This is a genomic window from Cupriavidus sp. KK10 (assembly GCF_018223725.1).
Taxonomy (GTDB): domain Bacteria; phylum Pseudomonadota; class Gammaproteobacteria; order Burkholderiales; family Burkholderiaceae; genus Cupriavidus; species Cupriavidus necator.
Genome location: NZ_CP073677.1, coordinates 2,742,855 through 2,764,689, shown reverse-complemented (window position 1 = coordinate 2,764,689; position 21,835 = coordinate 2,742,855). Strand labels below are relative to the sequence as shown.

Here is a 21,835-nt window from a genome sequence, read left to right as displayed (position 1 = left end):
TGCCCGCGCCAGTGCTACGCCGTGGCTTCCGACCAGACGCCGTCCGCTTCCTGCGCCTTGCCGTCATCGCGCAGCTTGAGCAGGTGCGCCAGCAGCGAGCGCTGCGCAACCGGATGCATGCGCGGCGGCACATCGTCGTAGACGCGCAGGACCAGCTCGCTGATCGGTGCCGGACCCAGTTCGCGCAGCGCGGCAGCGACCTTGGCCTCGCGCTGCAGCCGGTGCCGGACCAGGACGCGGATGGCGTCCTGCGGCCGCGCGATCAGGAAGCCATGCCCCGGCGCCAGCCAGTCGAGGTCTTCGTCCTGCAGCGCGGCGAGCGAGTCTAGGTAGGCGCGCATGTCGCCATCGGGCGGGCCGATGACGACGGTCGAGCCCTGCATCACGTGGTCGCCGGTGAAGAGGGTCTTTTCTTCTTCCAGCAGGTAGCAGAGGTGGTTCGAGGCGTGGCCCGGCGTGTGGCACACGCGCAGGGTGCAGTCCTCGGTGATGGCAAGGCGCTCGCCGTGGTCGAGTTCGCGCTGTGGTTCGAAGGTGGCGTCCTGCCACTGGCCGGCTGGCGCAGCACGCCCGAGCACCGCGGCGCCGGTGGCGGCCTGCAGCGCGGCGGCCGCGGGGGAGTGGTCCTGGTGGGTATGCGTGGCGAGGATCCAGCGGATCGGACCGGGTGCGGCAGCAAGGATGGCGCGCACGTGCTCGGCATAGTCCGGGCCCGGATCGATCACGGCCCATTCATTGCGCGCGCCGCCGCCTACCAGGTAGGTGTTGGTGCCCGGGCCCGTCATCACGTTGCCGTTGTTGGCGGTCACGCGCCAGACGCGCTCGGACAGCCGTACCGGCACGCCCGGTGCCAGCTCATAACGGCCGTGCGTGTTGCCGTCGGGATCGATGCGGCCGATCTCGGCGTAGCACGGCTCGTTGGGCATCACCGGGCGCACGCCGGCCGCGCCGGTGGCCAGCCTCGGCATGATGCAGGCAATGCCGCGCAACTGCGAGTAATAAGCGAAGCAGGTCGCGGCGCTCTCAAACTGTGCGATCGAGCTCAGCGTGCGGCGCGTGACGTGCATCAGCGCCAGGCCGCTGGCCGGATCGGCGGCCTCGCCGGGGCGGATCCAGCGGTGCTCCACGATCTCGGTGCCGTCGGGCACGGCCACCTGGCCTTCGGGGGCGATGGCGACAAAGAAGCGCGTATCGAAACGCTTGGGCAGGCCGGGCGGCGTCAGCCAGTAGCTGTGATAGGCGAGCCGGTCGGCCGCCAGGCGCAGGCCCAGTTGCTCGCAAGCGTGGGCCAGGCCGGGGCCGCCGCGCTGCACCGCCTCGCGCAGCAGCGCCTGCCGGGCGGCGTCGAGCTGGTGCGGCGACTGCAGGCACCCGTCGCGGTCGCAGGCAAACAGCAGGCCGGCCTCTTCATAGCATTCGCGCAAGGCGGCCAGGTAGAAGTCCAGGCCGCTGGCCGGCAGGCCCAGGCGTTCGCTGGCAACGGCGTCGTCCAGGCCGTGGGCATGCGCGTGCAGGGCCTTGTCCTGCGCGTCGAGCGTGCCGCCGGGGAAAACATAGGCGCCGCTGCTGCGGTCGTTGGCGCGTTCGACGCGGCGTACCAGCAGCACTTCCATGCCGGCCGGCGCATCGCGCACGACGAGCAGGCTGGCGGCGGTGCGCAGCAGGGGGGCAGGGTTGGCAGTGCGGTTGCCGCTTGTCTCTGTGGTTGTCATTGTGTCGGCATCATGGTTGTGCTGGCGGCGCGCACCTGGCCGGAACCTGGGGGCGCTGCCGCGAGCCATAGTTTAGCCGCGTTCAAAGATTCGCTATCGCCGGGGGTTGCCCCGGGGCTGCCGGGGCGCGCCGGCTTTGGCTTTTCAGGCCGGAGGCAGTAACCTGATAGCTCCGCTTCACTTTTTGGGATGCCCTTGCCGGCGCCCTGCTTCGGAGGAGGTCCGCGTGATCCGAGCTTCTTGCCTGTGCCTGCCGCTGGTGTGCCTGCTGGCCGCCTGCGAAACGCCACCGCAGATGGCACCGCGCCCTGTGCACCCGGCCACCACCCGCATCACCGTCGATCCACAAGCCGCATCCAGGGCCGCGTCCAGGGCCTGCGAGCCGGCCGTGGCGGAAGCCCTCAAGCGCCGCTACCCGCAGCCCGGCAGCGTGATGCTGATGGCCGACCGCGAGCAGTACTACCTGCGTCCCAATGCGCAGACCTCGGTCAATGGGGAGGGTGTGTTCGAGCCTGACGACAGTTCGTCGGCGATCAGCTTCCACTATGCCTGCCTGTACAACGCGCGCACGGGCAAGGTCGACGATGTGCAGATGCGGTATTGATCCTGCCGATCGGCCGCATCGCGGGACACCTGCGCTGAAAATGCCGGGCGGCGAATCCCATAATTGTTGCGCGAAACGGATGTAATCGCGCTTCCCCATTTCCTTGACCTACCAGTCGACCGGCCATTAGCATAGCCCCGCATATTTGCGAAGTTCGCATATAGAACTGTAGTTCTAATGACGTAACTTTGTCTGGCACTGGAGACAAGGAAACTATGAGCAAGATCGCCGGGTTCTTCACCGAACTCATGCGCCGGTATTTGCCGGATCCCTTTGTATTTGCCATCGGCCTGACCTTGCTGACGATGGCGCTGGCGGTGACGGTGCAAGGGCAGGCAGCCCCGGCCGTGATCGTCAGCTGGGGCAAGGGGTTCTGGAACCTGCTGGCGTTCACCACGCAGATGGCGGTGATCCTGGCGATGGGCTATGTGCTGGCCACCGCGCCGTTCACTGACCGCATGCTCGACCGCATCGTCAGCGCGGTGCACTCGCCGCGCACCGCGGTGATCGTCGCCACGCTGGTGGGCGGCATCGGCAGCTACCTGAACTGGGGCTTCGGGCTGGTGATCGGCGGCATCATCGCCAGGAAGCTGGCGATGAAGGTCCGTGGCGTGCATTACCCGCTGATCATCGCGGCCGCGTACAGCGGCTTCACCCTGTACGGGCTGGGCCTGTCGGCCAGCATCCCGGTGCTGATCTCCACCCCGGGCCACCCGATGGAAAAGCTGATGGGCGTGATCCCGCTGTCTGAAACAATCTTCTCCACGCCGATGCTGTTGACCAGCCTGGCGGTGATCGTCACGCTGCCGCTGCTCAATGCCTGGCTGCATCCGCGCAACCCGGCCGATGTGGTGGAGATCCGCCGCGACCAGGAACCCGCCAAGGCCGAGACCGGCTCGGCCCACAGCATGGGCGGCGAGAACACGCTGGCCGCGCGCCTGAACAACAGCCGCATCCTGAGCCTGGCCATCGGCCTGTGCGGCATGGCCTACGCGGTCATCTACTTCACGCAGGGCGGCTCGCTCGACCTGAACCTGATCAACTTCCTGATCCTGTTCGCGGGCGTGCTGCTGCTGGGCACGCCGGTCAATTACGTGGCCAAGCTGAACGAAGGCATCAAGACCATTTCCGGCATCATCCTGCAGTATCCGTTCTATGCAGGCATCATGGCGATCATGGCCGGCTCGGGGCTGGTGGATACGATCTCGCGCGTGTTCGTGGAGATCGCCACGCCGCAGACGCTGCCGTTCTGGGGGCTGCTCAGCTCGTTCGTGATCAACTTCTTCGCGCCCTCGGGCGGTGGCCACTGGATGATCCAGGGCCCGTTCATGGTCGATGCGGCCAAGGCCATCAACAGCTCGGTCAGCCAGACCTCGATGTCGGTGATGCTCGGCAATGCCTGGAACGACCTGGTGCAGCCGTTCTGGATATTGCCGGCGCTGGCGCTGTCCAAGCTGAACCTGAAGGACGTGATGGGCTACACCGTGATCATGATGTTCTGGGTGGGCCTGATCTACATTGCCGCGCTGCTGCTGTGGGGCGCGCAGATTGCCTGACTTTGACCCGCGGCCAGCGTGCCGCTGACAGGAGGACCGCCATGCCGTACCTGATCGAGACCGTCGACAAGCCCAATCACCAGCATGTGCGCCAGGCCACCCGCGCCAGCCACCTGGATTACCTGGAAGCCAACAAGGCGCTGCTGCTGGCCTGCGGCGCCAAGCTCAACGACGATGGCTCGGACGCCGGCGGCGGCATCTATATCGTCGATGTCGACACCCGCGACGCGGCAAAGCAATTCATCGACGCCGATCCGTTCACCGAGGCGGGCCTGTTTGCCGAGGTGCGCATCGTGCGCTGGCGCAAGGCCTATCTCGACGGCGTGCGCCATCTTTGACGAGGCGGCCCGCGCTGCCTCCATCCCACCGTACCCCCAGACAAGGAGACCCCATGTTGTTCATGGCCGAAATGACCGTCAAGATTCCCGCATCGCTCGATCCGCAGTTGGTCGAGCAGCTCAAGGCCGACGAGAAGGCCATGTCGCAGCGCCTGCAGCGCGAAGGCAAGTGGCGCCACCTGTGGCGCGTGGTCGGCCAGTACGCTAACGTCAGCATCTTCGATGTCGGCGACAACGACGAACTGCACACGCTGCTGACCACGCTGCCGCTGTACCCGTACATGGAGATCAAGATCACGCCGCTGGCGCAACACGGTTCGGCCATCGCACCGAACTGAGCGCCTGCCACCCAGCCCACTGATCCTGAGCCAAACGCCATGCCATACGCCGACCTCGCCAACGTCCGACTGCATTACCGCCTCGATGGCACCGAGCACCTGCCGGTGCTGGTGCTGTCCAATTCGCTGGGCACCAGCTTCAGCATGTGGGAGCCGCAGGTGGCGGCCTTCAGCCAGCACTTCCGCGTGCTGCGCTATGACACGCGCGGCCATGGCGAGTCGTCGGTGCCGGCGGGTCCGTACAGCATCGCGCAACTCGGCGGCGACGTGATCGCGCTGCTCGATCACCTTGGCATCGGCGAGGCCAGTTTCTGCGGCTTGTCGATGGGTGGCATCACTGGCATGTGGCTGGCCCTGAACCATGGCCCGCGCCTGCAAAAGCTGGTGCTGTGCAATACCGCTGCCTATATCGGCCCGCCGGAGAACTGGACCAACCGCGCCGCGGCGGTCGAGCGCGACGGCGTGGCATCGATCGCGGCCGCGGTGGTCGACAAATGGCTCACCCCGCCGTATGCGGCCGCGCATCCGGGGCTGGTGGCATCGCTGCGCGCCATGCTCGGCGCCAGCCCGGCCGCGGGCTATGCGGCCAACTGCCTGGCCGTGCGCGATGCCGACCTGCGCGCGGAAATCGAAAAAATCACCACGCCGACGCTGGTTATCGCCGGATCGGGCGACCTGCCCACGCCGCCGCGCGATGGCGTGTTCCTGGCGCAGACGATCCCGGGCGCCCACTATGTCGAGCTGGAGGCCGCACATATCTCCAACCTGGAGCAGGCCGAGGCATTCAGCAAGGTGGTGCTGGATTTCCTGACGCGCTGAGGCCTGATAGAGGGAAAAGCTCCCGGCTGCGGCCATCCGTGCGGCTTTCATCATCCCTTATAGTGCCTTATGATTCACCCCTGACCGATGCCGCCGGCGTTCGGTGCGCTTGCCCTCGCTTCCCGACTTCATGGGAATTGACAGGTCACCGGCGTGCGGGACAAGATGCGCACGGAATAGATGCGCCTTCGGGAAGACATGCCGGCAGTCATAGCCGCAACGCCCGAAAAGCCGCAAAAACATTGGGAAAACGGGGTCATGAAGCCTTCCTTTCGTCAACTGGCGAGCGCGGTCACGCTCGCCGTCATGCTGTCCGGTTGTGTGTCAGCGCCGGATCACGGGGCCAGCCCGGTAGTCGCCGAGCAACCGCCGTCCGACCAGGCCATGAAGGCCTTGTCTGCCGAGGTCTTCACCTTCGCCTATCCGATGGTGCTGATGGACGTGACGCGCGAGCTGATGACGCTGCGCACGCCGGTCAATACCTTCAGCCACAAGCGCACCTTCCCGGACGCAAGCTTCACCGATGTGGTCAGCCCCAACGCCGACACGCTGTATTCGTCGGCCTGGCTCGACCTGTCCAGGGAGCCGGTCATCCTGTCGGTGCCCGATACGCAAGGGCGCTACTACCTGATGCCGCTGATGGATGCGTGGACCAATGTGTTCGCGTCGCCCGGCAAGCGCACGACCGGCACCCGCCGCGGCAATTTCGTCATCACCGGGCCTGACTGGCGCGGCACGCTGCCCAAGGGCATGCAGGAGATCCGCTCGCCCACGTCGATGGTCTGGCTGATCGGCCGCACGCAGACCAATGGCAAGCAGGACTTCCCGGCGGTGCACCGGCTGCAGGACCAGTACCGGCTGACGCCGCTGTCGGCCTGGGGTGGCGGGAGGCGCGTGGCCGAGAAGGCTGCGCCGCGGCCCACGGCCATCGACACCGAAAGCTCGCCCGTGGAGCAGGTGGCGGCAATGGATGCACAGGCCTTCTTCACGCGCTTTGCCGCCTTGCTGCCGGCCAATCCGCCGGCGCCCGCCGATGCCGCCATGGTCGACAAGCTCCGCCGCATGGGCATCACCCCCGGGGTGCCGTTCAAGACCACGGTGATGGAGCCCTCCACCGCGCGCGCGGTGCAGGAGGGCGCCACCGCGGCGCTGGCGGCCATCGTGCAGGGCGCGCGCAAGGGCAATGCCGATGCCGGCAACGGCTGGGTCATGCATCGCGACCTGGGCACCTATGGCACCAGCTACGGCCGCCGCGCGGTGACCGCCTGGGTGGGCCTGGGTGCCAATCTGCCCGAGGATGCCATCTACGCCTCCACCCGCACGGATGCCAACGGCAGGCCGCTGCAGGGCGGGGCAAGCTATGTGCTGCATTTCGACAAGGACCAGTTGCCGCCGGCACGCGCGTTCTGGTCGCTGACGCTGTACAACGACCGGCAGGCTTTCATTCCCAACCCGATCCAGCGCTACGCCGTGGGCAGCCGCGACCGCCTGCGCTACAACCGCGACGGCTCGCTCGATATCTATATCCAGCACGAGCGCCCGGCCGGCGCCAAGGCAGCGAACTGGCTGCCGGCGCCGCCCGATGGCCTGAACATGATGCTGCGCGCGTACTGGCCGGAGCAGGTGCTGCTGGACGGCAACTGGATGCCGCCGGCGGTGATGCGCGTGAACTGACGATCCCGCCATCAAGGACAAAGGCCGCATGCCCTCGCAGGCATGCGGCCTTTGTCTTTTCCTGCCGGCGCAAGGCTCAGAAGTTGTAGCGCACCCCGGCGTAGATGGCCCGCCCGCTGCCTGGACAGAACACCGCGGTATTGGCGCCGCGCCGGCTCAGTGCGCGTGCGTAGCGCAGGCCGTGCACGCGCCGCTGGCGTGGGGCACTGCCGCGGCGGTGGCGGCTGCAGGCTTGCTGACGCGCTTCCATGTCGTTGCGCCCCGCGCCGACAGCTGCGCGCGCAGCGCGCGGGCCGCGCTGACCATATTGGCCAGCGCTGCTTCGGTCTCTTCCCAGCCGCGCGTCTTCAGGCCGCAGTCCGGGTTGACCCACAGCCGCTGCGGCGGCACCACCTCGCAGGCGCGGTCCAGCAGCCGCTCCATGGCCTGCACCGACGGCACCCGTGGCGAGTGGATGTCGTAGACGCCCGGCCCGATCTCGTTCGGGTAGTCGAAGTCGCCGAAGCCTTCCAGCAGTTCCATTGCCGAGCGCGAGGTCTCGATGGTGATCACGTCCGCGTCCATGGCGGCGATGGCGGGCAGGATGTCGTTGAACTCGGCATAGCACATATGGGTGTGGATCTGGGTCTGGTCCTGCACGCCGCTGGCCGACAGCCGGAAGGCGGTGACGGCCCAGTCCAGGTAGGCATCCCAGTCGGCGCGGCGCAGCGGCAGGCCTTCGCGCAGCGCGGGTTCGTCGATCTGGATCACGCGAATGCCGGCCTGCTCCAGGTCGCACACTTCATCGCGGATGGCCAGGGCCAGCTGGCGCGCGGTGGTGGCACGCGGCTGGTCGTCACGCACGAAGGACCACTGCAGCATGGTGATGGGGCCGGTGAGCATGCCCTTCATCGGCCGCTCGGTCAGCGATTGCGCATAGCGGGCGGTATCGACCGTCATCGGCTCGGGCCTGTACACATCGCCGTAGATCACCGGCGGCTTGACGCAGCGCGAGCCATAGCTCTGCACCCAGCCGTTCTCGGTAAAGCCGTAGCCGCACAGCTGCTCGCCGAAGTACTCGACCATGTCGTTGCGCTCGGCTTCGCCGTGCACCAGCACGTCCAGCCCCAGTGCTTCCTGCTTGCGTACGGCCACGGCGATCTCGGCGCGGATGCGCTCCAGGTATTCGAGCGCGCCGATCTCGCCGCGCTTGAAGGCGGCGCGGGTCTGGCGGATGGCGGCGGTCTGCGGGAACGAGCCGATCGTGGTGGTCGGCAACAGCGGCAGCTGCAGCGCCTGGCGCTGGCGCTCGATGCGCTCGGCAAAGGGGCTGGCGCGGTTGGCCATGCCGGCGCTCACGGCTGCCAGCCGCTGCTGCACACGCGGGTTGACCACCCGGCGCGAGGCGCGGCGCGAGGCCTGCGCGGCGTCGGATGCTGCCAGCGCTTCGGCGACGGCGGCGTCGCCCTCGTTCAACGCGCGGGCCAGCACGGACAGTTCGTCGAGCTTTTCGGTGGCGAAGGCGAGCCACGACTTCAGCTCGGCATCGAGGCGCACTTCATGCGCGAGCGACACCGGCACATGCAGCAGCGAGCACGACGGTGCCAGCCACAGGCGCTCGCCCAGCGCGGCCTGCACCGGGCGCAGGGTGTCCAGCACCCGGCGCAAGTCGGTGCCCCAGATATTGCGGCCGTCGATCACGCCCAGCGACAGCACGGCGTGCGCGGGCAGCGCGGCCTGCCACGTTGCCAGCTGTTCCGGCGCCCGCACCAGGTCGATATGGAAGCCATCGACCGGCAGCGCAGCGGCGCGCTGCGCATGGTCGGCGGCGGTGTCGAAATAGGTGGCCAGCAGCAGCTTGGGGCCGGCTTCGCGCAAGGCAGCGTAGGCGGTGTCGAACGCGTCGAGCCAGGCCGGCTCCAGGTCCAGGCACAGCGCCGGCTCGTCGATCTGCACCCATTCGATGCCGCGCGCCTTGAGCTGGCCAAGGATGCGGCGATAGCCCTGCAGCAGTTGCGGCAGCAGCGTCAGGCGGTCAAAGCCCGCCACATGGCTCTTGGACAGCCACAGGTAGGTGACCGGCCCGATCAGCACCGGGCGGGCGCGCAGGCCAAGCGCAAGCGCCTCATCGGCTTCCTCGAAGAACCATGCCGGGCCGCCGTCGAACGTGGTCTCGGCGTCCAGTTCCGGGACCAGGTAGTGGTAGTTTGTGTCGAACCACTTGGTCATTTCCATGGCCGGCTGCTCGCGGTTGCCGCGCGCCAGCTCGAAGTACTGCGTCAGCGTGAGCTGGGCCGGATCGAAACCGAAGCGGCGCGGCAGCGCGCCCAGCAGCGCGGTCAGGCTCAGCATCTGGTCGTAATAGGCAAAGTCGCCGGTGGCGACGGTGTCCAGGCCGCGGTCGGCCTGCAGTTGCCAGTGGCGGCGGCGCAGTTGCGCGGCTACGTCGCGCAGCTCGGCTTCGGTGCGGTCGCCGCGCCAGAACGCTTCTTGTGCAAATTTCAGTTCGCGGCGTTCGCCGATGCGGGGAAAGCCGAGGATATGGGTGCGTGCCATGGATGTTGCTCCGGAAGATGTCTGGCGCACAGTGTCGGTTTGCCCGTAAAATGAATCAAGCGACAAGTTTTAAACAACGTATGAATCAGTTTCATATCAAGATGGGCGGGCGGCAGGTTGGGGGCACGACATGATCGAAGTCCGCCATTTGCGTTCGCTGGTGGCGATTGCCGAGTCCGGCAAGCTGGCCACCGCGGCCGAGCGCGTGCATGTCAGCCAGTCAGCGCTATCGCACCAGATCAAGGCGATCGAATCGCACTACGGGCTGCCGCTGTTCGACCGCACGCGCCAGGGGCTGCGCTTCACGCCGGCGGGCGAACGCCTGCTCGCGCTGGCGCGCGAGGTGATGGCCGCGGTCAGCGCGGCCGACCGCGATATCGAACGGCTCAAGGGCGACACCCGCGGCGAGCTGCGCGTGGTGCTGGAATGCCATACCTGCTTTGACTGGCTGATGCCGGTGATGGATGAGTTCCGCCGCCGCTGGCCGGAAGTGGAGGTGGACCTGGTGGCGGGCTTCCACGCCGACCCGATCGCGCTGCTCAGCGACGGCCGCGCCGACATGGTGATCGGCTCGCTGCCGGCGGCCCGGCGCGGGCTGGAGGTGGCGCCGCTGTTCCGCTTCGAGATCCTGGCGGTCATCGCCAATGAACACCGGCTGCGCAACAAGCGCCGCATCGAAGCCGGGGACCTGGCCGGCGAAACGCTGATTACTTATCCAGTGCCGGAGCAGCGCATCGACCTGATCCGCGAGGTGCTGGAGCCTGCCGGTATCCACCTGGAACGGCGCACGGCGGAACTGACGGTGGCGGTGCTGCAGCTGGTAGCCAGCCGCCGCGGCGTGGCGGCGCTGCCCAACTGGGGCGTGAAGAACTACGTTGACCACGACTACGTGCTGGCCAAGCGCATCGGCGCCAGAGGGTTGTGGAGCGAGCTCTACGCCACGGTGCCGGCGGCGATGGCGCGCCGGCCCTATGTGGCGGACTTTGTCTCGATCGTGCGCGATACGTGCGCGGCGCAGCTCGATGGGATCGAGCTGCTGCCGCAGGCTGCTTAGGCCCGGGTCACGCGGACAGGGCCAGGGCCGGCTCGCGGTCGGTGCGGCGCGTGGCGGCGCGCGGCGCAGCCTCTGCCATGGCGTCGCTGTCCGGGTCATCCACGTCGGCAATCAGCAGTTCCACGTCGAAACCATTGTCGAGGCGGCGCAGGAACAGCCACAGCAGGCCGGAATCCTCCGCCGTCAGGGTGGCATGCAGCACGGCCTGCGTGGCGGCGTCGAAGCTGAGTTGCGCCGGCGCCAGGCCGGTACGGCGCGCATTGGCCAGCACCCATTCCATGGCGCCGAACAGGTCGGCGGTATCGAGTCGCAGCGAGAGGCGCAGGGTGGGGAGGGTGGTGGCTGGCATGTGTCGTTTCCGGCAGGTCGTTCGATAGGGTAAATTTACCAGCCGTTGCCCGAAATTGGCTTCTCTATTTTCTCCGACATGGATCATATTGAAGAATAGGTATCCATGTATGGCAGAATTTGAGGATGTTTCTTTTCTTGTGAGCGATTGCGATGGCACAGCCTCCCAAACTCGACGACACCGACCGGCGCATCCTGCGTGAACTGCGGCGTGATGGCCGCCTGTCCAATGCGCGGCTGGCCGAGCAAGTCGGCCTGTCGGCCACGCCTTGCTGGAACCGCGTGCGCGCGCTGGAAGAAAGCGGGGTGATCGAAGGCTACGCCGCGCTGCTGAACCAGAAGGCGCTGGGCTTGCCCGATACCGTGCTGATCGAGGTCACGCTCGAGCGGCACGACGACGACATGCTGTACCGCTTCGGCAAGGCCCTGGCGGAATTGCCTGAGGTGATGGAGGCCCACTTGCTGACGGGCGAATATGACTACCTGATCAAGGTCGCCGTGGCGGGGACCCTGGGCTATGAGGAATTCCTGCGGCACAAGCTCTACAAGCTGCCTGGCCTGCGCCACAGCCGCTCGACCTTTGTGCTGCGCACCCTCAAGCGCGAGCCTTCGGTCGAGCCCTGATCAGGCTGTCCGGAGCACCTCGGCGGTGGTATTGCGCAGTGAGCGCAAGGCTTCGTGGCATTGCTGCGGCGTGGTCGGGTGTACCAGCAGCGCCCAGCGGCCATGCTGCACGGCCTCACGCACCGGCGTAATCACCAGTTGATGGTCCGGCCGCGCGGTCATCAGCCCCGCCAGCAGCATGCCGGACACCAGGCCCAGGAAGATGGCCGCCCCGGCGGCGAGGCCCGGGCTGTCCATGACGGCCTCGACCTCCTGCCGGTGCAGGATGCCGACAATGGCCAGCCCGATCACCACGCCCAGCGCACCCATCATCAGGTGCGAGCGCACCGCGGTGCGCGCGATGGCGTCGTCCTCGGGCTCCAGCTTGCGGCCGAAGTGCGCTTCGTATGGGTGCACTAGCCGCACCTGCCCGCGCTTGAGGTGGGCCTCATGGGAGACCCGTTCGGCGGCGTCGCTGGCTCCCGACCTAGTATCGAACAGTGCTGCGATCTTGGTACTGGCTTGCTCAGCGTTCAAGGGATTACCGGTCATGCCTGCTCCTGCTGGGGCCGAGGGCCGCCGTCAGGTGATGCACAATGCGCTTCGGATGCCTGGGACGGCTCTGGCGATGTCCTGTAAACCGAGTCTACCGACCCGGCTGAAGCGGCTGCATAAGTGGATCGCGCGTACTGCTGTAGGACTTCGCCGACGGCCGCCCCGTCCCGCCACGGCGGGGAATCCGAGCGCGAAGGCGCAATTCCGCTCATAATGTCGGCGGTGCCGGGCCGCGCCCCCGCCTTTTGACCACGAATTCCGGTATGAATGACACAGAAATTGAGCTGATCGACTCGGCGCGCCTGCCGACGCGATTCGGCGACTTTACGGCGCACGCCTTCAAGGGCGCCGATTCAGGCATCGAACACCTGGCCCTCAGCGTGGGCGATGTGACGGGCGATGACGTCCTGATCCGCATGCATTCCGAATGCCTGACCGGCGACGTCTTCGGTTCCTGCCGGTGCGACTGCGGCCCGCAGCTCGAGCTCGCGATGGAAAAGATCGCCGCCGAAGGCCGCGGCATCCTGCTGTACCTGCGCGGGCATGAAGGCCGCGGCATTGGCCTGGCCGAGAAGATCCGCGCCTACCGCCTGCAGGACGGCGGGCTCGACACGGTCGACGCCAACCTGGCCCTGGGCCAGGAAATCGACGCGCGCAACTACGCCTTTGCCGCCGATCTGCTGCACCAGTGGGGCGTCAAGTCCGTGCGCCTGATGAGCAACAATCCGCTCAAGGCCGCCGCGCTCGAGAAAGCCGGCATCACGGTCTCGGAGCAGTTACGCCACATCGTGCCGTCCAACGCCGAGAACGAGAAGTACCTGGCCACCAAGCGCACGCGCATGGGGCACCTGCTTGACTGATCGCGGTTGAGTACTGAAGGCAGCCGCCGCGCTGCCTGCACAGGCCCGCTGCCAGGAATCCTGGGGCGGGCCTTTTCTTTTGCCAGGCGATAGCCCGTCGAACCGTATTTACCCTTGGTTAGTTGCTGATGGAAACTATTGCCCATAGAATCTATTGGCCGCCTGATCACCTGTTCCCATGTCCAACACTGCCAGCACCACCGATTCCATCCTGGAATTCATGTCGTTCCGCTTGAACCGCCTCTGTGAAATGACCAAGAGCTCTGCCTCCGGCTTTTACGAGCGCGAGTTCGGCATCGGCCTGCGGGAGTTGCGTGTGCTGCGTTTTGCCGGGCTGGAGCCGGGCCTGACGCTGACGCGCCTGATCGAACTGGTGCTGCTGGAGAAAACGGTGACTTCCAAGCTGGTCACCGCGCTGGCAAAGCGGGGCCTGCTGCGCCGTGAAGTCGGCGAGGCCGATGCCAGGCAGCTGAACCTCTACCTGACAGCGGCGGGCGAAGCACTGGTCGCGCAGACGTACCAGCGCGGCGACGTGCTGGAGAAGATGTTTCTCTCCGTGCTGACGGAAGCGGAAGTGCAGACGCTGGATCGCTGCATCGACAAGCTGACCGCGGCTTTGATCGAGCATCAGCAGGGCGCGGATGCGCAGGCGGGCTAGCCCTGCGGGCGGCAATCCCTCAATCAAAACAAAGCAAGGAGACAGCATGTCGTTGAAGACCCTTCCGGAATCCTCGCGCCCCTGGCGCCGCCTAGCATGCATGGCGCTGTGCGCGGCCAGCCTGCCGGCCTGGAGCCAGAGCGCCGGCAGCACCGCCGGGAGTGCGGCCGCCCCGGCAGCCGCGGCGCCGACGCTGGTCGCCGCGCTGGACAGCGACCCGAACCGCCTGGGCTGGATGCAGGGCTTCCCCCCGCCGCCGGACAAGCTGATCACGCATACGCCGGGCGCCGACAGGTTCCCGCGCAATCGCTGGCTGTTCTCGCATATCCGTGAACTGGTGCCGACCGCGTCCGTCTGGCGCGGCGCCGGCCCGGCCAGCGCGCTGCCGCGTGCGGAACGCGACATCGGCGCGGTGGCATTCACCGATGTCGATGGCACCCGCCGCACCTTCGACGAGATGCTGGCGCTGACCTACACCGACGGCATCCTGGTGATGCACAAGGGCAAGGTCATCTATGAGCGCTATTTCGGCGCGCTTGACGGGCACACGCCCCATATCGCCATGTCGGTCACGAAGTCATTCGTCGGCACGCTGGCCGCGATGCTTGCAGCGGACGGCAAGCTCGACCCAGCAGCACCGGTGACGCGCTACCTGCCCGAGCTGGCTGGCACGGCCTATGGTGACGCCACGGTGCGGCAGGTCATGGACATGACCATCGGCGTGCGCTACTCCGAGGACTATGCCAATCCAAAGGCAGAGGTGTGGGACTACGCGCGTGCGGGCGGCATGCTGGGCCGCCCGGCGGGCTACAGCGGCCCGGGGAGTTTCTATGACTTCCTGAAGACCCTGCAGAAGGAAGGCGACCACAATGCTGTGTTTGCGTACAAGACGGTCAATGCCGAGGTGCTCGCGTGGATCGTGCGCAGGGCCTCGGGCCAATCGCTGGCCAAGCTGCTCTCGGAGCGGATCTGGCAACCGATGGGTGCGGAGCAGGATGCGTACTTCACCGTGGACAGCATCGGCACGGAGTCGGGCGGCGGCGGGCTGAACACCACGCTGCGCGACCTCGCGCGCTTTGGCGAGACCATCCGCGGCAACGGGCGCTTCAATGGCAAGCAGATCATTCCGGCCTCGGTCGTGGCGGATATCCGCGGTGGCGGCGACCGGGACCAGTTTGCCAGGTCGGCCAGCGCGCCGGTGCTGCCGGGCTGGAGCTATCGCGACATGTGGTGGGTCTCGCACGACAGCCACGGCATGTTCCAGGCCGCCGGCATCCATGGCCAGCGCATCTATATCGACCCCAAGGCCGAGCTGACCATCGTGCGCTACGCGTCGCACCCCGTGGCCGGCAACGCGGCCAACAATCCGATCACGTTCCGCGCCTTCCGGGCGCTGGCGGAAACGCTGATGCGATAGGGTGATGGACCGGGCGGCGTGCCCAGCGTCGCCCCGGTAACACCGTTCTCTACTTTTCCGCAGCCGGCTGACCGGCCGCCGCCGCATTGCGCGGCGCCACTTCCGCCATGATCCGCTCGCCGTGGTCGCGCTGCGCGACCTTCAGGTCATAGTCCAGCTGCAAGTTCAGCCACGACTGCGCATCGCCGCCAAAATAGCGCGCCAGGCGCAGGGCGGTGTCCGGCGTGATGCCACGTTGCTCGCGGACGATGTCGTTGATGCGCGCCGCGGTCACGCGCAGCGCGAGGGCCAGGGCGTTGGCGCTCATGTTGAGCGGTACCAGGAAATCCTCGCGCAGGATTTCGCCCGGGTGGATGGGACGCATGCCGTCCTTGAAGCGAACCATGTCAGTCTTCCTCAGTGATAGTCGATGATCTCAACGGCCGCCGGGCCGTCGTGGGTCCAGATGAAGCAGATTCGCCACTGTTCGTTGATGCGGATGCTGTAGCGGCCTTTGCGGTCGCCCGCCAGTAACTGCAGGCGATTGCCCGGCGGGGAGCGCAGGAACTCCAGCGTCGACGCACTCTGCAGCAGCCGCAGCTTGCGTTCGGCCACGGCGCGGATATTGCCGAAGCGTGGTACGCAGCGGCCCGCGAACAGTTCAGCGGTGTCGGAACATCTGAATGACTGGATCATATCGTATATCGGTAATCGATAAATAGCAATACAGCGAAAGTCAGGCATTGGCCTGGGGCGAACGTCCATGAAAGCCGCTCGCCTCTCGCGCCGCACCGTCACTTGTCTGATTCCGGGCGACGTGATCGATACCAATTCTTTTCCAACCTGATAGACTGTATGGATGTACAGTGGTCGGGCCGCCTCCTGACCCCTCCTTAACGTCCTGATTCGAAAAGAGAAATCGTGTCGAGCAAGCAGCTAATCCGCATCCGCGGCGCCCGCCAGCACAACCTCAAGAATGTCGATCTCGACCTGCGACCCGGCGAGATGACCGTGGTGACCGGGCCGTCTGGCTCGGGCAAGTCCAGCCTGGTGTTCGACACGCTCTATGCCGAAGGCCAGCGCCGCTACGTCGAGACCTTCAGCGCCTACGCCCGCCAGTTCCTGGACCGGATGGACCGGCCCCAGGTGGAGCGCGTGGACGGGGTGCCGCCCGCCATCGCCATCGACCAGACCAACCCGGTGCGCAGCTCGCGTTCGACGGTGGGCACGATGACGGAGCTGAACGACCACCTGAAGCTGCTCTATGCGCGCGCGGCGGAGCTGTTCGACAAGCAGACCGCGCTGCCGGTGCGCCATGACTCGCCCGAAACCATCTACGCCGAGCTGCTGGCGCGCACGGCCGAGGGCCAGCCGCATCACGATGCGCGGCTCGTGGTGACCTTTCCGGTCGAGCTGCCCGAGTCCGCCACCGACGAAGAGGTCCAGCAGTGGCTGTCCGTCAGCGGCTATACGCGCGTGCAGGCGCAGCGCGTGGTGCAGTCGCCCACCGGCGCACGCAAGCTGCTCGATGTGGTGGCGGACCGCTTCCGCATCGGCAATGCCGAGAAGGTGCGCGTGGTGGAGGCGATCGAAGCTTCGCTCAAGCGCGGCGGCGGCCGCGTCAACATCTATGTGCTGGCTGACGGCGACGAAGGCCCCGTATGGCGCTTCTCCACCGGTCTGCACAGCCCGGACAGCGACCTGCGCTATGCGGACCCGCAGCCGGCGCTGTTCTCGTTCAACTCCGCCTACGGCGCGTGCGAGACCTGCCGCGGCTTCGGCCGCGTGATCGGCGTCGATCTTGGCCTGGTGATCCCCGACGCGCGCAAGACGCTGCGCGGCGGTGCGATCAAGCCGATGCAGACTCCGGCGTGGAAGGAGTGCCAGGATGACCTGATGCGCTACGCGGCCAAGGCCGGCATCCCGCGCGACACCCCCTGGACCGAGATGACCGAGGCCGAGCGCCACTGGGTCATCCATGGCTCGCCGGACTGGACCGGCCAGTGGAACAAGCACTGGTACGGCGTGATGCGGTTCTTCAACTACCTGGAGTCGAAGGCCTACAAGATGCACATCCGCGTGCTGCTGTCGAAGTACCGCAGCTACACGCCGTGCGAAACCTGCGGCGGCGCACGCCTGAAGACCGAGTCGCTGCTGTGGCGCCTGGGCTCGAAGGACAATGCCGACGCCGTGCTGGCGCCGCCGCGCCGCTTCCTGCCGCGCGGGGTGGACTGGGACCGCACCCAGCTGGAGGCGCTGCCCGGCCTAACCGTGCATGACCTGATGCTGCTGCCGATCGAGCGCATCCGCCGTTTCTTCGACGGACTGACGCTGCCCAGCGCGATGCTGGACGATGCCCTCAAGCTGCTGCTGGCCGAGGTGCGTACGCGCCTGAAATACCTGTGCGACGTGGGTTTGGGCTACCTGACGCTGGACCGCCAGAGCCGCACGCTGTCCGGCGGCGAGGTGCAGCGCATCAACCTGACCACGGCGCTGGGCACCTCGCTAGTCAACACCTTGTTCGTGCTGGACGAGCCCAGCATCGGCCTGCACCCGCGCGACCTGAACCGCATTGTCGAGGCCATGCACCGGCTGCGCGATGCGGGCAACACGCTGGTGGTGGTTGAGCATGATCCATCGGTGATGCTGGCTGCCGACCGACTGATCGACATGGGCCCGGGCCCCGGCGAGCGTGGCGGCAATATCATCTTCGACGGCACGCCGGCGGATATCCGCAATGCCGGCACGCTGACCGGCGAATACCTGGGCGGGCGCCGCCGCGTGGCCGATGCCTCGCACTGGCAGCGCCGGTCGGTGGATGCCAACCTGCCGCGCATCGTGCTGGAAGGCGCCACCGAGCACAACCTGCAGGATGTCACGGTCGAGATCCCGCTGCAGCGGCTGGTGTGCGTGACCGGCGTGTCGGGTTCGGGCAAGTCCACGCTGCTGCAGGACGTGCTGCATCCGGCCATGGCGCGGCACTTCGGCAAGGCCACCGAGTCGCCGGGCGCCTTCCGCCAGTTGACCGGCGCCGACCTAGTCGACGATGTGGTCTTTGTCGACCAGTCGCCGATCGGCAAGACCGCGCGTTCCAATCCGGCCAGCTACGTGGGCGCGTTCGACGAGATCCGCAAGATCTTCGCCAAGGCCCCGATGGCGCTGCAACGCAGCTACACCGCGGGCACCTTCAGCTTCAACTCGGGCGACGGGCGTTGCCCGACCTGCGGCGGCTCGGGCTTCGAGCATGTCGAGATGCAGTTCCTGAGCGATGTCTACCTGCGCTGCCCGGACTGCGACGGCACCCGCTATCGCCCCGAAGTGCTGGAAGTGAAGATCGAGCGCGCCGCCCCCGGCCAGCCGCCGCGCTTGCTGAGCATTGCCGACGTGCTGGAGCTCACGGTCAGCGAAGCCGCCGCCTGCTTTGCCGCCGACCCCGCGGTGCTGCGCGTGCTGCAGCCCATTGTTGATGTCGGCCTGGAATACATGAAGCTGGGCCAGCCGGTGCCGACGCTGTCGGGGGGCGAGGCGCAGCGCCTGAAACTGGCCGGCTTCCTTGCCGAAGCGGCGCAGGCAACGCCGTCGCGGACCCGGCCCAGCGCCATCCCGCGCCGGCTGTTCATGTTCGACGAGCCGACCACGGGTTTGCACTTCGACGATATCGCCAAGTTGATGCGCGCCTTCGGCAAGCTGCTGGACAGCGGCCATTCGCTGATCGTGATCGAGCACAACCTGGACGTGATCCGCGCCGCTGACTGGCTGATCGACCTTGGCCCCGAGGGCGGCGACGCCGGCGGGCGCGTGGTCTGCACCGGCACCCCGGAAGACGTGAAGCGCTGCGCCGAATCGCATACCGGCCAGGCGCTGATCCACTATGACGCGGCGCTCGGCGAAGCCGGCACGCTGGCAGCCGAGCGCGCCGAGATAGAAGGCGTGCCGCTGCAGGCCGCGCTGCAGGCACGGCGCGCGCGCCGCGCGGTGGAGGGCGAGGACGTGGTGCGCATCGTCAATGCGCACGAGCACAACCTGAAGGCGCTCAACGTCGATATCCCGCACGGCAAGTTCAACGTGGTCACCGGTGTGTCCGGATCGGGCAAGTCGACGCTGGCCTTCGACATCCTGTTCCACGAGGGCCAGCGCCGCTATCTGGAATCGCTCAATGCCTACGCCCGCTCCATCGTGCAGCCGGCGGGCCGGCCCGAGGTGGATGCGGTCTATGGCATCCCGCCCACGGTGGCGATCGAGCAGCGCCTGTCGCGCGGCGGCCGCAAGAGCACGGTGGCGACCACTTCCGAAGTCTGGCACTTCCTGCGCCTGCTGTACGTCAAGCTGGGCATCCAGCATTGCGTGCATGACGGCGCGCCGGTGACATCGCAGAGCCCGGAGTCCATCGCCGCTCAGCTGCTGCGCGACCATCGCGGCCAGCACGTGGGGCTGCTGGCGCCGCTGGTGGTCAACCGCAAGGGCGTCTATACCGACCTGGCCAAGTGGGCCAAGGCGCGCGGCAATACGCACCTGCGTGTCGATGGCGAATTCCTGCCGGTCGACCCGTGGCCGCGGCTGGACCGCTTTCGCGAGCACACTATCGAGTTGCCGGTAGGCGACTTGGTGGTGTCGGCCGAGAACGAGGCCGAGCTGCGCGCGCTGCTGGCGCAAACGCTTGAGGCCGGCAAGGGCGTGATGCACCTGCTGGCGCCGCTGGACGGCCTGCACGACGCCATGCACAACGGCGGCACCGCGCACGTGGGCGAGGTCAAGGTGTTCTCGACCAAGCGCGCCTGCCCGGTGTGCGGCACCAGCTACCCTGAGCTGGACCCGCGCATGTTCTCGTACAACAGCAAGCACGGCTGGTGCACCACCTGCGTGGGCACCGGGCTGGCACTGACGCGCGAGCAGCGCGCGGCGTTCGACGATACCGTGCTGGCGGACGACAACCGCGGCCGCGAGCAGAGCCTGCCGTCGGAAGAGCAGGAACCCGAAGGCGTGGTCGACACGCCGTGCCCGGACTGCCACGGCACGCGCCTGAACCTGGTCGCGCGCGCGGTGACCTTTGACGAGAACGCCATCGTCGACGTGGCGCAGTGGACCGTGTCCGATACCCGCCGCTGGGTCAATGGCCTGCATCTCACGGGGCGCGATGCCGAGATCGCCCGCGATGTCATCAGCGAGATCGGCAGCCGCCTGCAGTTCCTGGAGGAAGTGGGGCTGGGCTATCTCAGCCTGGACCGCGCCGCGCCAAGCCTGTCTGGCGGCGAGGCCCAGCGCATCCGCCTGGCCGCGCAGCTGGGCAGCAACCTGCAGGGCGTCTGCTACGTGCTGGACGAGCCCACCATCGGCCTGCATCCGCGCGACAACCAGATCCTGCTGGACGCGCTGCGCAAGCTGGGCGACAAGGGCAATACGCTGGTGGTGGTCGAGCATGATGAAGACACCATCCGCCGTGCCGACCACATCATCGATATCGGCCCCGGTGCGGGCAAGCGCGGCGGCACGCTGGTGGCACAGGGCGGCGTGGCCGACCTGTCGGCGTCGCCGGACTCAACCACCGGACAGTTCCTGGCGCACCCCATCATCCATCCGCTGCAGGCAAGGCGCAGGGTGAAGCCCGGCGCCGCCGGCAAGCCCGCCGATCCGCCGGAATGGCTGACCGTGCATGGCGCATCGCTGCATAACCTGCGCAAGGTGACGGCGCGCATTCCGCTGTCGCGGCTGGTGGCCATCACCGGCGTGTCCGGATCGGGCAAGTCCACGCTGGCGCGCGATGTGCTGATGACCAACCTGCTCGATGCGGTGGGCCGTTCGGTGCTGTCGTCGCCGGCGACCCGGCGCGCGCGCAACGTTGCGAAAGACGAGTCCAAGGCAGCGAAGTCAAGCGCCAGGAAGCCGCTCAACGTCGAGCACAACTGGCATGGCTGCGACGCCGTCACCGGCTGGGAATCGATCGACCGCGTGCTGGAAGTGGACCAGACCCCGATCGGCAAGACGCCGCGCTCATGCCCGGCCACCTATATCGGGGTGTGGGACACCATTCGCCGGCTCTTTGCCGATACGCTGGAAGCGCGCGCACGCGGCTACACGGCGTCGCGCTTCTCGTTCAACACCGGCGACGGGCGCTGCCCGGCGTGCGAAGGGCAGGGCGTGCGCACCATCGGCATGAGCTTCCTGCCGGACGTGAAGGTGGCGTGCGATGTCTGCCACGGCCAGCGCTTCAACCCCGAGACCCTGGCGGTCACCTGGCGCGGCAAGAATATCGGCGACGTGCTGACGATGGAGATCGACGAGGCGGTGGAGTTCTTCTCGGCCATGTCGAACATCGCGCATCCGCTGCAACTGATGAAGGACGTGGGCCTGGGCTACCTGACGCTGGGCCAGCCGTCGCCTACGCTGTCCGGCGGCGAGGCGCAGCGCATCAAGCTGGTGACTGAACTGAGCAAGGTGCGCGACGACATCACGCGCCGCGGCCAGAAGGCGCCGCATACGCTGTACGTGCTGGACGAGCCCACCGTGGGCCTGCATATGGCCGACGTGGCGCGCCTGATCCGCGTGCTGCACCGGCTCACGGACGGCGGGCACAGCGTGGTGGTGATCGAGCATGACCTCGACGTGATTGCCGAGGCCGACTGGATCATCGATCTTGGGCCCGAAGGCGGTGCGGGCGGCGGCACCATTGTCGGCGCGGCCGATCCGGAGGCCTTGTCGCGCAACGCGGCCAGCCATACCGGCGCGGCGCTGGTGCCGGTGCTGGCGCGGGGCAATGCCGAAGCAGGCAAGGTGGGCATCGCGTAAGG

General features: G+C 67.2%; 18 protein-coding genes. 12 read left to right on the top strand and 6 right to left on the bottom strand.

The genetic code is table 11. The features are described from left to right. Window positions 1–14: 14 nt before the first annotated feature. Window positions 15–1,712, bottom strand: a complete 1,698-nt coding sequence (locus KB879_RS13120) for an MBL fold metallo-hydrolase (protein WP_211981642.1) — start codon at window positions 1,710–1,712, stop codon at window positions 15–17. A gap of 226 nt (window positions 1,713–1,938) precedes the next feature. Here KB879_RS13120 and KB879_RS13115 point away from each other — a divergent pair, with 226 nt between their 5' ends. The 6 genes from KB879_RS13115 to KB879_RS13090 all read left to right on the top strand — a co-directional run bounded on the left by KB879_RS13115 (window position 1,939) and on the right by KB879_RS13090 (window position 7,041). Beyond that, on the top strand, window positions 1,939–2,316 hold the full coding sequence (locus KB879_RS13115; protein ID WP_013953234.1) for a hypothetical protein: 378 nt from the start codon (window positions 1,939–1,941) through the stop codon (window positions 2,314–2,316). A gap of 215 nt (window positions 2,317–2,531) precedes the next feature. Beyond that, window positions 2,532–3,872 carry a short-chain fatty acid transporter gene (locus tag KB879_RS13110; protein ID WP_013953233.1) on the top strand — a complete coding sequence of 447 codons (1,341 nt, stop codon included), beginning with the start codon at window positions 2,532–2,534 and terminating at the stop codon, window positions 3,870–3,872. 41 nt (window positions 3,873–3,913) lie between these two features. After that, window positions 3,914–4,210 carry a YciI family protein gene (locus KB879_RS13105; protein ID WP_013953232.1) on the top strand — a complete coding sequence of 99 codons (297 nt, stop codon included), beginning with the start codon at window positions 3,914–3,916 and terminating at the stop codon, window positions 4,208–4,210. 53 nt (window positions 4,211–4,263) lie between these two features. Beyond that, window positions 4,264–4,548 (top strand): muconolactone Delta-isomerase, encoded by a 285-nt coding sequence (gene catC, locus KB879_RS13100; protein WP_211981640.1) that lies wholly within the window; start codon window positions 4,264–4,266, stop codon window positions 4,546–4,548. A 39-nt stretch (window positions 4,549–4,587) separates the two neighbouring features. Further along, window positions 4,588–5,367, top strand: coding sequence for a 3-oxoadipate enol-lactonase (gene pcaD, locus KB879_RS13095; RefSeq protein WP_211981638.1), 780 nt, complete (start codon window positions 4,588–4,590; stop codon window positions 5,365–5,367). A gap of 258 nt (window positions 5,368–5,625) precedes the next feature. Further along, a complete protein-coding gene (locus tag KB879_RS13090; RefSeq protein ID WP_041228661.1) occupies window positions 5,626–7,041 on the top strand; it encodes a DUF1254 domain-containing protein in 1,416 nt (471 codons plus the stop codon). A 156-nt stretch (window positions 7,042–7,197) separates the two neighbouring features. On the opposite strand, the gene metE is transcribed toward KB879_RS13090, so the two are convergent. Beyond that, entirely contained in the window at window positions 7,198–9,576 is a 2,379-nt protein-coding gene (gene metE, locus KB879_RS13085; RefSeq protein ID WP_211981636.1) for a 5-methyltetrahydropteroyltriglutamate--homocysteine S-methyltransferase, read from the bottom strand. Window positions 9,577–9,706: 130 nt separating this feature from the next. Between metE and KB879_RS13080 the strand changes: the two genes are divergently transcribed. Continuing rightward, a complete protein-coding gene (locus KB879_RS13080; RefSeq protein WP_013953227.1) occupies window positions 9,707–10,630 on the top strand; it encodes a LysR family transcriptional regulator in 924 nt (307 codons plus the stop codon). Between the two features lie 7 nt (window positions 10,631–10,637). On the opposite strand, the gene KB879_RS13075 is transcribed toward KB879_RS13080, so the two are convergent. Continuing rightward, entirely contained in the window at window positions 10,638–10,979 is a 342-nt protein-coding gene (locus KB879_RS13075; protein WP_041228660.1) for a hypothetical protein, read from the bottom strand. A gap of 152 nt (window positions 10,980–11,131) precedes the next feature. On the opposite strand from KB879_RS13075, the gene KB879_RS13070 reads away from it, so the two are divergent. Then, the gene (locus KB879_RS13070; protein ID WP_010814564.1) at window positions 11,132–11,602 is read left to right on the top strand and encodes an Lrp/AsnC family transcriptional regulator; all 471 of its coding nucleotides are present in this window, start codon (window positions 11,132–11,134) and stop codon (window positions 11,600–11,602) included. Here the strand turns inward: KB879_RS13070 and KB879_RS13065 are convergent, their stop codons facing one another. Then, a complete protein-coding gene (locus tag KB879_RS13065) occupies window positions 11,603–12,133 on the bottom strand; it encodes a riboflavin biosynthesis protein RibA (protein WP_211981635.1) in 531 nt (176 codons plus the stop codon). 266 nt (window positions 12,134–12,399) lie between these two features. On the opposite strand from KB879_RS13065, the gene ribA reads away from it, so the two are divergent. The 3 genes from ribA (at window position 12,400) to KB879_RS13050 (ending at window position 15,071) form a co-directional block, all read left to right on the top strand. Then, window positions 12,400–12,996 carry a GTP cyclohydrolase II gene (ribA, locus tag KB879_RS13060; protein WP_013953224.1) on the top strand — a complete coding sequence of 199 codons (597 nt, stop codon included), beginning with the start codon at window positions 12,400–12,402 and terminating at the stop codon, window positions 12,994–12,996. A gap of 178 nt (window positions 12,997–13,174) precedes the next feature. After that, on the top strand, window positions 13,175–13,654 hold the full coding sequence (locus tag KB879_RS13055) for a MarR family winged helix-turn-helix transcriptional regulator (RefSeq protein WP_013953223.1): 480 nt from the start codon (window positions 13,175–13,177) through the stop codon (window positions 13,652–13,654). 46 nt (window positions 13,655–13,700) lie between these two features. Continuing rightward, window positions 13,701–15,071 (top strand): serine hydrolase, encoded by a 1,371-nt coding sequence (locus KB879_RS13050; RefSeq protein ID WP_013953222.1) that lies wholly within the window; start codon window positions 13,701–13,703, stop codon window positions 15,069–15,071. Window positions 15,072–15,120: 49 nt separating this feature from the next. On the opposite strand, the gene KB879_RS13045 is transcribed toward KB879_RS13050, so the two are convergent. Then, entirely contained in the window at window positions 15,121–15,456 is a 336-nt protein-coding gene (locus tag KB879_RS13045) for a HigA family addiction module antitoxin (protein ID WP_035815276.1), read from the bottom strand. Between the two features lie 11 nt (window positions 15,457–15,467). Then, window positions 15,468–15,746: a type II toxin-antitoxin system RelE/ParE family toxin gene (locus KB879_RS13040; RefSeq protein WP_153953472.1), complete on the bottom strand. Its 279-nt coding sequence runs from the start codon at window positions 15,744–15,746 to the stop codon at window positions 15,468–15,470. Between the two features lie 225 nt (window positions 15,747–15,971). On the opposite strand from KB879_RS13040, the gene uvrA reads away from it, so the two are divergent. Beyond that, complete coding sequence (uvrA, locus tag KB879_RS13035) at window positions 15,972–21,833, top strand: excinuclease ABC subunit UvrA (protein ID WP_211981634.1); 5,862 nt, start codon at window positions 15,972–15,974, stop codon at window positions 21,831–21,833. Window positions 21,834–21,835 lie beyond the last annotated feature (2 nt).

Coding starts and splice junctions, on each gene's coding strand:
- KB879_RS13070 (WP_010814564.1), top strand. CDS start 11,132: ATGGCACAGCCTCCCAAACTCGACGACACCGACCGGCGCATCCTGCGT.
- KB879_RS13090 (WP_041228661.1), top strand. CDS start 5,626: ATGAAGCCTTCCTTTCGTCAACTGGCGAGCGCGGTCACGCTCGCCGTC.
- KB879_RS13075 (WP_041228660.1), bottom strand. CDS start 10,979: ATGCCAGCCACCACCCTCCCCACCCTGCGCCTCTCGCTGCGACTCGAT.
- KB879_RS13050 (WP_013953222.1), top strand. CDS start 13,701: ATGTCGTTGAAGACCCTTCCGGAATCCTCGCGCCCCTGGCGCCGCCTA.
- KB879_RS13045 (WP_035815276.1), bottom strand. CDS start 15,456: ATGGTTCGCTTCAAGGACGGCATGCGTCCCATCCACCCGGGCGAAATC.
- KB879_RS13120 (WP_211981642.1), bottom strand. CDS start 1,712: ATGACAACCACAGAGACAAGCGGCAACCGCACTGCCAACCCTGCCCCC.
- ribA (WP_013953224.1), top strand. CDS start 12,400: ATGAATGACACAGAAATTGAGCTGATCGACTCGGCGCGCCTGCCGACG.
- metE (WP_211981636.1), bottom strand. CDS start 9,576: ATGGCACGCACCCATATCCTCGGCTTTCCCCGCATCGGCGAACGCCGC.
- KB879_RS13040 (WP_153953472.1), bottom strand. CDS start 15,746: ATGATCCAGTCATTCAGATGTTCCGACACCGCTGAACTGTTCGCGGGC.
- pcaD (WP_211981638.1), top strand. CDS start 4,588: ATGCCATACGCCGACCTCGCCAACGTCCGACTGCATTACCGCCTCGAT.
- KB879_RS13105 (WP_013953232.1), top strand. CDS start 3,914: ATGCCGTACCTGATCGAGACCGTCGACAAGCCCAATCACCAGCATGTG.
- catC (WP_211981640.1), top strand. CDS start 4,264: ATGTTGTTCATGGCCGAAATGACCGTCAAGATTCCCGCATCGCTCGAT.
- KB879_RS13055 (WP_013953223.1), top strand. CDS start 13,175: ATGTCCAACACTGCCAGCACCACCGATTCCATCCTGGAATTCATGTCG.
- KB879_RS13110 (WP_013953233.1), top strand. CDS start 2,532: ATGAGCAAGATCGCCGGGTTCTTCACCGAACTCATGCGCCGGTATTTG.
- KB879_RS13065 (WP_211981635.1), bottom strand. CDS start 12,133: ATGACCGGTAATCCCTTGAACGCTGAGCAAGCCAGTACCAAGATCGCA.
- KB879_RS13080 (WP_013953227.1), top strand. CDS start 9,707: ATGATCGAAGTCCGCCATTTGCGTTCGCTGGTGGCGATTGCCGAGTCC.